Raw genomic sequence first — 11336 nt, forward strand, 5'->3', positions numbered from 1 at the left:
TTTATAAAGCTTTTAGAGAAAAACAACTTTAAATAATATTCCAAGCATATTTTAAAATGTTCGACAAGCCATAAACGGAAGTGATTAGACATAGATAAAATTGCCATAAGGCAATGGTATAAACGAAATATCTATAGCGCTGCCCAGTATGTTATTATACCGCCACCAAATTTGGCCTTTGTAGCGGAGCCGTAATGAGCCAACATCTTTCACTACCTAAAGATAAAATCCGTTTCCTTTTGTTAGAAGGCGTTCACCAAAACGCAGTCGACACTTTAAACGCTGCGGGTTACACCAATATTGACTATCGTAAAACTGCTCTTGAAGGCGAAGCGCTTAAAGAAGCAATTAAAGATGCTCACTTTATTGGTATTCGTTCGCGTACCCAATTGACTGAAGAAGTTTTTGAAGCTGCAAATAAATTGATCGCAGTAGGTTGTTTCTGTATCGGAACAAACCAAGTTGATCTTAAAGCAGCAATGGCACGTGGTATTCCTGTATTCAACGCACCGTATTCAAATACGCGTTCGGTTGCAGAGCTTGTACTTGCTGAAACAATTCTTCTTCTTCGCCGTGTTCCTGAAAAATCGGCGGCTTGTCATCGTGGTGGTTGGGACAAGTCTGCTGTTGGTTCTTTTGAAACTCGTGGCAAAACTTTAGGTATTGTGGGTTACGGTTCCATTGGTTCTCAACTTTCAGTTCTTGCTGAAAGCATGGGTATGCATGTGATTTATTATGATGCAGTCACTAAGTTACCAATGGGTAATGCTCGCCAAGTTGGTTCTTTAGATGAGCTTTTAGCAACTGCTGACGTTGTAACGCTGCATGTACCAGATGTTCCGTCTACACGTAACTTCTTCACTAAAGAACAATTTGCGAAAATGAAAGAAGGCGCGATCTTCTTAAATGCTGCACGTGGTACATGTGTAGTCATTGAAGATTTAGCGGATGCGATCAAATCTGGCCATATTGCTGGTGCAGCAGTTGACGTGTTCCCTAAAGAACCAAAAGCAAATGGTGAAGAATTCCAATCTCCACTTCGCGGCTTAGACAACGTGATTTTAACGCCTCACGTTGGTGGTTCAACGATGGAAGCGCAAGCAAACATCGGTTTAGAAGTTGCTGAGAAATTTGTTGCTTACTCTGATAAAGGTATGACACTTTCTGCAGTAAACTTCCCAGAAATCGCGTTACCATTAACTGCTGGTCAACACCGTTTACTACACATCCACAAAAACGTACCGGGTGTATTGTCTAAAATCAACAACTTGTTTGCTGAACAAGGCATCAACATTTCTGGTCAATCACTTATGACTAAAGGTGACATCGGTTACCTTGTTATGGATGTTGACGCTTCTGCTTCTCACGAAGCTTTAGATATGTTGCATGAAGTTGAAGGTACAATCCGCGTGCGCGTATTGTTCTAATACGAACTGTAAATGCAAAAGCCACAGCAATGTCTGTGGCTTTTTTATGGGTATTTACATTATCATGTGAAAAGTATACCAATCGATTTAATAATAAAATGTCAATTTCAAGCCAGAAAACTCAGCTACACGCTTTGGGCTTTCTTATTCTTGCCATGTTAAGCGTTCAAAGTAGCGCATCCTTGGCTAAAGTCCTATTTCAAAACTTTCCCGTGCTTACTGTTTCTGCAATGCGATTATGTATTGGAGCATGTATTCTGGCTTTCATTTTTAAGATCTGGCGAATTAATTTTAGTCAGGTTCGATGGAAAGCAATTTTAAGCTATGGCTGTGCCCTTGCTGGTATGAATGCACTTTTTTATCTGTCTATTGAACGACTACCAATTGGTATTGCGGTTGCTTTTGAATTTATTGGCCCATTAAGCGTGGCTTTATATCATGCACGACAAAAATACGATTTTGTTTGGGTAAGTTTTGCGATTGTTGGCCTCATTTTATTATTCCCTTTTAACCAAGCACATGGTCTAGACTGGATTGGGGTTTTGTTTGCAATGAGTGCAGGTGCTTGTTGGGCACTCTATATTATTGCAGGACAAAAACCTTCTGGTATTTCAGGTAATCATACTGTGTGTTTAGGAATGTCTGTGGGTGCATGCATCTTATTACCCATTACCTTTTTTTCAAGCTCGATTGGTCAAGTGATAGAACTGCCTTATCTATTTTATTTTATTGGCTTAGCAATCTTAGCCAGTGCACTTCCCTTTTCCTTAGAAATGCTTGCATTACGCAATTTGACACCCTTAAGTTTCGGAACACTGATGAGCTTAGAACCCGCAGTCGCAGCATTGTCTGGTTTCATCTTCTTAGGTGAGTATTTGTTATGGAATCAATGGCTAGCTCTCGCAACCATTATTATCGCTTCTGTCGGCTGCACCATAACCACCCAAAAAGCCCGTCAGGAACGCGAAAAAATCGCAGTTTAGTTGGTTAAGAACTGCCAGCTAAAATGCAATGTTGGCTATAATTGGCCGCTATTAATTTTAAATATCAAATGAAGCACTAAGGTATTTCCATGCAAAATCTTCCATTTATTGCTGTGCTATATATGATTTTGTCGATGGTTTCATATCAAATCAGCGCTTCATTTGCCAAGCAACTTATTGCAGCTTTAGATCCTCTGACGGTTACTATTTTAAGATTAAGTTTTGCGACTATTATTGTTGCAATCATGTTCCGTTCGTGGAAAATCTGGTCTCGTTTACCCTATTTAAAATGGCGTGATTTATTAATGTATTGCGCATCTTTAGGGCTAATGAATATTTTATTTTATACTTCTTTAGGAAAACTACCTCAGGGGATCGCGGTAGGCTTAGAATTTATTGGACCATTAGGTCTTGCTCTACTTTCGATTAAGCGAAAGAGTGACTACATTTGGGTAGCATTTGCTATGTTAGGCATTGCGCTCATGGTGCCATGGCAAGACTCAACACAGCATCATTTTTCCTATGTAGGTGCTGCTTGTGCACTGGGTGCAGGTCTATGTTGGGCCTTCTATATTTATTTTGGTCAAAAGGCCGTGACCCAAAATATAGGAATGCATGCCTTAACAATTGCGATCGCGATATCTGCGCTCGCCTTATTACCAATTGGTGTTTGGTATAATGGCCCAGCATTACTTGAAACACAGTACTGGGGAAAAGCCTTACTTATTGCGGTTTTAGCGACTGCTATTCCATATGCACTCGACTTAATGGCTCTCAAACAACTTAATAAATTAACTTACGGTACCCTAACAAGTTTGGCACCCGCATTAGCAGCATTAACGGGCTTCTTATTACTTCATGAAGAAATCAGTATGCTGCAATGGGTGGCTTTAGCTTGCGTAATGCTCGCTTCAATTGGGGTTACTCTAAGAAGTACTAAAACAGCATCATAGATATAATCCTACTACTGTTTTTTATACTTCTTATATTCCTTTAAATATTGATTACCAAGTTTTTCTTTTTCACTATCTTTAAGAATTTTTCCAGCTTGCTGAAAAAATTTATGTTCTTCTTCTTTTAAATGATGATGAACTTTTTCACTCAACTGTTTCGCAGTTGCCAACCAGCTAGGACTACTCATATCGGTTTTTTCAAGTTGCTCAACCAACTCATCCATTTCATGATGTTCAGATAAAGCATGTCGGGTAATATCTAAACCGACATCATCAAACATTAAAGGAATATATAAGTAACGGTCTTCGGCAACCGAATGGGCATAAAGTTCATTTTTTAATGCATCAAATAATTCTTTTCGTTCTTCGGTTAAACCATGTGTTTGGACTAATTTTTCAGAAAGGTTGCGTTGATTTTCATGGCTTTCTCTTAATGCTTCGAAAATATTCATTCTCTTCCTCATTTTTAGCTAAAAAATCTTTTTTATTTCAATGCTTATCATACGTTGAAATTTATATGGTTTCCGTAGCTTAAAATGAGACTATTTTTTACACAGTTTTCTTTCTAGTAAATTTCTGTAATGATTTTTATATTTCTAATTTCAAATGATACATAAAAGTATGAACTGCTGTTTTAAAATCAGTTCATACTTTTCATACTATTTTAGCCAGTCACAAACATCTGATAACCCAAACGGCAAATTAAGATACTGACCAAAACTAAAAAGATAATACGCACAAAACCGCTACCGTATTTGAGTGCAGTCCGCACTCCAACAATAGAACCTAATACGTTGGCTGCCGCCATCATTAAACCAATATGCAAAATAGCGTGACCCGTAGGAATAAAAAAACTCAACGCTGCAAGATTGGTCATAAAATTACCAATTTTCGACAATGCCGAGGCATGCAAAAAATCGACTTGTAAAAAACGGATAAAGAAAAAGATAAAGAAACTACCGGTACCTGGTCCAAAAATACCGTCATAAAAACCGATTGCCAAACTACCAATACCCGCTAGAACAAGCATTTTCGTAGTAACTTTCTGCTCGGTATGAACTTGTCCAAAGTTCTTTTTAAGTAAAGTATAAATCGCAATTACGATCAGCATTACAAATACAAATGGACGTAAAACCGATTGGGGAATAAGTGATAAACAGGCTGCTCCAGCAAATGAGCTAATGAGAGCACAAACAGCAATCACGGCAAGAAGCTTCCATTGCAGTTTCACTCGTTTTGCAAATGTATAAGCCGCCGATGCAGTACCAAAAATCGATGAAACTTTATTAGTACCAATCACCGTTGCAGTCTGCATGGTCGGGAAAGTACTCATAATACCGGGAATCTGGATGAGTCCGCCGCCACCCACAGCAGCATCAATCGCTCCCGCAGTAAACGCAAAAAAGATCAAACTAAGGATAACATCCCATTCCATGCCCATGCTTTATACTCTACATCTACTACAAATTTAAGATACGCTTAGGTACCAACCGCTTTTTATCAGTAATTTCGGCTAACCCTAAACAGCGCTCACCCGAAAAAATCAAAACTTCTGCTTCCGCAGAATGATCAATATTGCTTTCTAAACCGTTGCAAAAATATTTTTCACGTCCCTCAGGAACTTGAATTTTCAAGAAATGGTCAACTGGTGCATAAACTGGTAATAACAATTCTTCTCTTTGCTCTTCGCTTAAGCTTTCCAAATATTCAATGGTATAACTTGGGATCAACTCAAAATGTCCTGTTTGAGTCCGATTCAGCATTGTTAAATGCCCGCCACAGCCAAGTGCTTCACCAATATCCTCACCGAGTACACGGATGTATGTACCTTTAGAACAGGTTACATCCAGAGTGATACTATTTTCGGTAAACTCGACTAACTCTAGCGCATAAATCGTGACTGGACGTGCTTCACGTTCAATCTCAATACCTTTTCGCGCAAGTTCATATAAAGGTCTACCTTCTTTTTTCAAGGCAGAATACATTGGAGGAACTTGTTGAATATCGCCTCTAAATTTTTCTAGAGTTTGCTCAATAAGCTCTTCTGTAAGAACAGGAACTGGACGCTCTTGTAAAATATCGCCCTCTACATCACTAGTTGTTGTGGTTTGCCCCAAACGAACAGTGGTTTGGTATCGCTTTGTAGAATCCAGTAAATAATGTGAAAATTTAGTTGCCTCCCCTAAACAAACGGGAAGTAAACCTGTTGCTAATGGATCTAACGCACCAGTATGCCCTGCTTTTTGGGCACGGTATAACCAACGTACTTTTTGCAAAGCGGCGTTTGAACTTAGGCCTAATGGTTTGTTTAAAAGAAATACACCACTGATATGGCGACGAGAAATTTTTTGATTTTTTGTCGTCATTTTTACTGGGACACAAAGCTAGAGAAAAGTGCCGACATGTTAGCAAATTCGGCAAGATATTTTCAGAATATTTAGGTGCGTTTTCACTTATTTTATGGCACATTATTAATCGAGTAAAAAAACAACAAATTAAAACTTAAGGAAGATATCTTTATGCAAAGGATGCAGAAAAAGATATTGTGGTGTGTGCTTGGATTTTTTATTTTGAGCCTCATTGCATGTGTATATTGGCTGAGTCCAGACTCAAAAAGCGCCTCACCTCAGCGTAATCAAGAGGAGGCAAAAAGCTTAGCAGCCACTTCTCAAACCACTTTAAATTCATCATTAAATCAAAATATTTATTCAAGCAAAAGTCAGCAAGATACCCAAGTGAATTGCCAGCTAAAAGTTGATAGCAACCAACATTTAGTTGTGAATAGTCAGACACGCGACTGCTTTGAATATTTTATTACGCAGTATGGCGAAGGAAATTTACAACAAGTTAAAACTCATTTTGAGAAATTTATACAAGATCAGTATTTAGAACCAGCTCGCTCACAAATCATTGATTTATGGAATCGTTATTTAAAATATCGTGAAGAACTTGCACACATTCAAACACCTCAATCTAGACAACAAGATCAAAGTTATTTTCAAAAAATTTTTAATTCAATTCAAGATATCAGAAAGCGCTTCTTTTCAGCGTCCGAAATTGAAGGCCTATTTTCAACAGAAGACGTTTATCAGAACTACACATTAGATCGTATGAAAATTCTGGAAGACTCATCTTTAAGTGAAATTGAAAAGGCTCAAAAGCTCAAAGAACAATTTGAACAACTACCAGTAGATTGGCAACAAAACCTGCAAGAGCTATCAAAACTTGATGATTTACATACGCTGACCAAACAAATTAAAGCCCGTAATGGCTCAGCAGAGGAACTGCGACAAATGCGTACAGCACTTGTTGGAGCCGAGGCAACACAAAGATTAGAAACTTTAGATACACAGCGTAATGCTTGGCAACAGCGAGTTACAGGCTACCTAAATCAACGTGATGAAGTGCTGAATAGTAGTATGAGTGATAGCGCAAAAAATCAAGCGATTCAACAACTACGCCAACAACAATTTAGCTCATCACAGGAACAACTTCGTCTTCAAACTTTTGAAAAAGTCCATGACAAAGGAGGTGAATTACCATTTAGCTACTAGGCTTTTCTATTCCAAAGTTAGCCAAATCTTAATCCAGCAGCAAAAATAAAGCTGCTGCTCATACAAAATAAAAATAGTGAGTAAAAAATGAAAAGGAACTTAATATTTTTCTGTGCAGCAATACTCTCAGGACTGAGTGTTTCAGCAACCCATGCTACAAATGCAGAGCAAGTAAAAGGCTCATTTGTCTACTCAAATTATGCCCAAACTAAATATCCATTGGTTTTTAACCATGGTATGGCTGGTTTTAGCAGAGTTGGGACAGATACACTTGGCCTGGACTATTGGTATCAGATTCTTCCTGACCTTGCTCGTAATGGAGGAAATGTATGGGCAACAAGGGTTTCACCGTTTAACTCAACCGAAGTTCGCGGAGAACAACTTGCCCAACAAGTAGAAGAAATTATTGCCATTACCGGAAAACCCAAAGTCAACTTGATTGGACATAGTCATGGGGGACCAACAATTCGCTATGTCGCTGGCATCATGCCAGAAAAAGTTGCCTCACTTACGACGATTGGAGCACCTAACAAAGGATCTCCAATGGCAGATGTCATATTGAACGTTGAGGGTACTCCTCTGTCAAAACTGGCAACACTAGTAAATTGGTTTTCAGCAGCAATTACTTGGGCAGAGGGTCTCGATCCAACAAGTTATCCGCATGACTCTTTAGCAGGTGCTCACAGCTTATCTACTCAAGGTTCTTCACAGTTTAATGCTCAATTCCCTATGGGTATGCCTACAACTTCTTGCGGCGAGGGTGCTTATCAAGAGAAAGGTATTTATATGTATTCGTTCTCAGGTAATAAAGCGCTGACCAATCCATTAGACCCTTTTGATATTGCATTAACTGGTAGCAGTTTAGTTGTCGATCCATTAGGAGATAATGACGGTTTAGTTTCTAGATGTAGTGCCAAATTTGGTAAAACTATTCGTGATGACTACAACTGGAACCATTTAGATGAAGTAAACCAAGTGCTTGGTATACGCTCTATTTTTGCGGCCGATCCTGTCTCGGTTTACCGTCAACATGCCAACCGTTTAAAACTACAAGGACTATAATTTTTAAACAAAAAAAATGCGCCTCTGGGCGCATTTTTTTACTCGGTATAAGCTTACGCTTTACGAGCTGGTAATTTTTCACGAATACGTGCAGCTTTACCAGACAAGTCACGGAGGTAGTAAAGTTTAGCACGACGAACGTCACCACGACGTTTCACTTCGATTTTAGCAACAACTGGTGAGTGAGTTTGGAATACACGCTCAACACCAACACCGCTAGAAATTTTACGTACTGTGAACGCAGAGTTCAAACCACGGTTTTTCTTAGCGATTACAACACCTTCAAATGCTTGAAGACGTTCACGATCACCCTCTTTTACTTTTACTTGGACAATAACAGTGTCACCTGGTGCAAAAGCAGGGATATCAGATTTTAACTGTGCATTTTCAACAGCTTGAACTAAAGGATGTTTACCACTCATTGTGGGAATCTCCAATATGTGCGGAGTCAGAAGAGGTCTGAGATTCCGCTGGGGATAGAGGCTAAAGCGCATATCAACCCGTTTATCTTTCCCTTTACGACAATATGTCTATAAAGAGCCTTTAAATATACATAAAACTATTCATGAAATAGACTTATGCTTTAACTCGAAGCAATGCTTCTCGTCCTGTTTTAGAACTTTCGTTCCTGAGAACAGCAATTAAAAATTACCACCATTCTCTTTTATATCTTTTAGCCATTTTTTTTGTTGCTTAGTCAACTCAACTTTTTCAGCCAACTCTGGTCGGCGTTCTAGAGTTCGTTGATATCGCTGCAAAAATCGCCATTTTTCAATATTAGCATGGTGCCCTGACTTTAAAATTTCAGGAACATCCAAACCTTCAAAATGGTCTGGCTTAGTGTATTGAGGACAATCTAAAAGACCATCTACAAAAGAATCCTGTATCGCTGATTGCTCATCTGACATTACATTCGGCAAACGGCGAATAATACTATCAAGCAACACCATAGCAGGTAGTTCACCGCCAGATAAAACATAATCTCCAATTGACCATTCCTGATCAACATAATGCTGGATCAAACGCTCATCGACACCTTCATAACGTCCACACAATACAATCAAGCCGTCATAATCAACAAACTTCTGTACTGCCTGTTCATTTAAAGTTTTGCCTTGTGGAGACATATACACCACAGGTACATGAACACACCCTGCTTGCGAAGCAAGTTGTTTGGCATGGTTAATTGCTTTTGCTAAAGGCTCAGCCATCATCACCATACCGGGACCACCACCAAATGGACGTTCATCCACTCTTCGGTAACTCCCTTCAGCAAAATCACGTGGATTAATACAAGCTACTTGTACAATGTCACGCTTTGCTGCGCGTCCGCTAATCCCGTACGCTGTAATCGCTTCAAACATTTCAGGAAAAAGCGTAATGACTGCAAAAAACACCGCAGACTCCTCTATTTTCCTACTGCGTTAATCCTTAAAGAAGGATTAATAATCTACGCCCCAATTGACGTAAATGCGACCAGCTTCAAGATCAACGCGTTGCACCACATCTTTATGCCAAGGAATCATGCGTTCTTCTGAATCAATGCTGTCTGGTGTAGCGCGTACAACCATCACATCATTAGCTCCAGTTTCAAATAACTCATGAATTTGCCCTAAGTTAACTTCCTGTTCTTCATCATCAAGCCCTAACACTGTTAAGCCTTTTAAATCTGACCAGTAATACTCATCTACATCTGCTTTTGGCAGTTGAGACTTAGCAATCCAGATATTAGCGCCAACCAAGTTTTCTGCTCCTGTGCGATCACTCACACCTTTCAAAGCAACTACTAGGCCTTTGCCATGTGGTTTCCAACGTTTTACATCTATTGTTTGCCAACCGGCCTTGGTCTCAATGTACCAAGGCAGGTAGTCAAACATGTTGCTCATAGGTTCTGTATTGGAATACACCCAGAGCCACCCATTCAATCCATAAGCTGAACGTAACTGTCCAATCTGAATACGATCTTCGGGAACATTCTGTGTTGGTGTCATGGGCTACCTACTACAATAATTATGCAGTAGCTTTTTTAGCTTGAGCAGCTAAAGAAGCAACACGTTCTGAAGGTTGAGCACCTTGAGAAACCCAGTGAGCAAAACGGTCTGCATCTAAACGAAGTTTTTCTGCTTGACCTTGTGCAGTCGGGTTAAAGAAACCGATACGCTCGATGAAACGACCATCACGTGCATTGCGGCTATCAGTCACAACGATTTGATAGAATGGACGTTTTTTTGCGCCGCCACGTGCTAAACGAATAACAACCATGATAAAAGCCTTATAATTCTTACGGATTATCCCTGCGCCGACCATCGGCAACACTTCAAACCCCTTTCATAGAGGGCGACATTCTACGTGATTTTCGCCCTGAAAGAAAGATTAAATTTTGAGTTATCCGCAGTTTTGAATTTAAATTTATTTGCCATCCCAATTCGATGTTGCAGAAGGAACGCAAGCCGTACCACTGTTAATATCAGTTCCCTTTGTCCAGCAACGCTCACCCCGATTATTTAAAACAATATGCCCATCTCCAGACTGTGGAGTATTTGCAATCGGCGTCGCAGTCAGTACCCATGTTTCCGCATTTAAAGCTCCAGCTGTCACTGGAGTCAAATTGACTGTATAAAGCGCTGTGCCTTGGAGAGGATAAGATGATCCGACACCCAAGTCTGAAGCGGTTGCTCCACTAACTCTTAAATTAGCTACTTTATAACGCTGGATCTGCATGGAAAGTTGCTGCAGCGTAGTTTGCATATCCACACGCTTAGTACGGCGACTATATTCTTGATAAGAGGGATAAGCTATCGCCACTATAATCGCAATAATCGCTACAACAATCATTAGCTCCATTAAGGTAAAGCCTTTTATTTTATTTACCACAGCTCAGCCCCAGTGCCACAAGTTATATAAGTAACATTGCTAGTTGCTTTATTCTTACAACGTAATCCGTTACTAGTAAACAAATAAGTAAAATTATTAGGATCGGAAGCCTCTGCTCTGATAACCCAGTTTTGCCCTAAAGCTGTAGGATCTGTTAAGGTTTTCGTTGTATCGTCACCATCTCGTACAGTTATTCGGTATTTAATAGCACTACCGGTTGCTCCAACAGGCAAAGTTACTGGGGCTGTAGCCCCTGTAGAAAAACCTATGTAATTAAAATTTCTAGATTTTTGACGAGCAAGTTGTACTGCTATTTGTTGCATTTGCTGCTGCGCACGTGAAGCATCGGCTCGTAGAACATAGGCTTGGTATGAAGGTATTGCAACTGCGGCAAAAATAGCAACAATCACAACTACAATCATTAGCTCAATAAGAGTAAAGCCTAAAGAATACGTGAAATTACGTTTCATCACTTATTCCTTT

General features: G+C 39.6%; 14 protein-coding genes. 5 read left to right on the plus strand and 9 right to left on the minus strand.

Annotation, left to right across the window (positions count from 1 at the left end; all coding sequences use genetic code 11):
* The first annotated feature begins 194 nt into the window (after positions 1-194).
* The 3 genes from serA to B554_RS0109380 all read left to right on the plus strand — a co-directional run bounded on the left by serA (position 195) and on the right by B554_RS0109380 (position 3363).
* The gene (gene serA / locus B554_RS0109370; RefSeq protein ID WP_004705258.1) at positions 195-1427 is read left to right on the plus strand and encodes a phosphoglycerate dehydrogenase; all 1233 of its coding nucleotides are present in this window, start codon (positions 195-197) and stop codon (positions 1425-1427) included.
* Positions 1428-1525: 98 nt separating this feature from the next.
* Entirely contained in the window at positions 1526-2410 is an 885-nt protein-coding gene (locus B554_RS0109375; protein WP_025465172.1) for an EamA family transporter, read from the plus strand.
* Positions 2411-2499: 89 nt separating this feature from the next.
* Entirely contained in the window at positions 2500-3363 is an 864-nt protein-coding gene (locus B554_RS0109380; RefSeq protein WP_019457845.1) for an EamA family transporter, read from the plus strand.
* Between the two features lie 11 nt (positions 3364-3374).
* Here B554_RS0109380 and B554_RS0109385 read toward each other — a convergent pair whose 3' ends face one another.
* From B554_RS0109385 to truB, 3 genes are all read right to left on the minus strand, one after another.
* Positions 3375-3815, minus strand: a complete 441-nt coding sequence (locus B554_RS0109385; RefSeq protein ID WP_004705252.1) for a hemerythrin domain-containing protein — start codon at positions 3813-3815, stop codon at positions 3375-3377.
* 212 nt (positions 3816-4027) lie between these two features.
* Positions 4028-4804: a sulfite exporter TauE/SafE family protein gene (locus B554_RS0109390; protein ID WP_019457846.1), complete on the minus strand. Its 777-nt coding sequence runs from the start codon at positions 4802-4804 to the stop codon at positions 4028-4030.
* A gap of 19 nt (positions 4805-4823) precedes the next feature.
* Positions 4824-5729, minus strand: a complete 906-nt coding sequence (gene truB, locus B554_RS0109395) for a tRNA pseudouridine(55) synthase TruB (RefSeq protein WP_019457847.1) — start codon at positions 5727-5729, stop codon at positions 4824-4826.
* A 153-nt stretch (positions 5730-5882) separates the two neighbouring features.
* On the opposite strand from truB, the gene B554_RS0109400 reads away from it, so the two are divergent.
* Positions 5883-6917, plus strand: coding sequence for a lipase secretion chaperone (locus B554_RS0109400; protein ID WP_019457848.1), 1035 nt, complete (start codon positions 5883-5885; stop codon positions 6915-6917).
* A 120-nt stretch (positions 6918-7037) separates the two neighbouring features.
* On the plus strand, positions 7038-7979 hold the full coding sequence (locus tag B554_RS0109405; protein WP_081400347.1) for a lipase family alpha/beta hydrolase: 942 nt from the start codon (positions 7038-7040) through the stop codon (positions 7977-7979).
* A gap of 53 nt (positions 7980-8032) precedes the next feature.
* Here the strand turns inward: B554_RS0109405 and rplS are convergent, their stop codons facing one another.
* The 6 genes from rplS to B554_RS0109435 form a co-directional block, all read right to left on the minus strand.
* Entirely contained in the window at positions 8033-8401 is a 369-nt protein-coding gene (rplS, locus tag B554_RS0109410) for a 50S ribosomal protein L19 (protein WP_002116654.1), read from the minus strand.
* Positions 8402-8620: 219 nt separating this feature from the next.
* Entirely contained in the window at positions 8621-9376 is a 756-nt protein-coding gene (gene trmD, locus B554_RS0109415) for a tRNA (guanosine(37)-N1)-methyltransferase TrmD (RefSeq protein WP_019457850.1), read from the minus strand.
* Positions 9377-9421: 45 nt separating this feature from the next.
* The gene (gene rimM, locus B554_RS0109420) at positions 9422-9970 is read right to left on the minus strand and encodes a ribosome maturation factor RimM (RefSeq protein WP_004705239.1); all 549 of its coding nucleotides are present in this window, start codon (positions 9968-9970) and stop codon (positions 9422-9424) included.
* 19 nt (positions 9971-9989) lie between these two features.
* Positions 9990-10241 carry a 30S ribosomal protein S16 gene (rpsP, locus tag B554_RS0109425; RefSeq protein WP_000260334.1) on the minus strand — a complete coding sequence of 84 codons (252 nt, stop codon included), beginning with the start codon at positions 10239-10241 and terminating at the stop codon, positions 9990-9992.
* 147 nt (positions 10242-10388) lie between these two features.
* Entirely contained in the window at positions 10389-10853 is a 465-nt protein-coding gene (locus B554_RS0109430) for a type IV pilin protein (RefSeq protein WP_019457851.1), read from the minus strand.
* Positions 10847-11323 (minus strand): type IV pilin protein, encoded by a 477-nt coding sequence (locus tag B554_RS0109435; protein WP_019457852.1) that lies wholly within the window; start codon positions 11321-11323, stop codon positions 10847-10849. The genes B554_RS0109430 and B554_RS0109435 overlap by 7 nt, the downstream gene beginning before the upstream one ends.
* Between the last annotated feature and the right edge of the window lie 13 nt (positions 11324-11336).

It is taken from the genome of Acinetobacter sp. GG2 (genome assembly GCF_000292385.1).
Classification (GTDB): Bacteria; Pseudomonadota; Gammaproteobacteria; order Pseudomonadales; family Moraxellaceae; genus Acinetobacter; species Acinetobacter seifertii.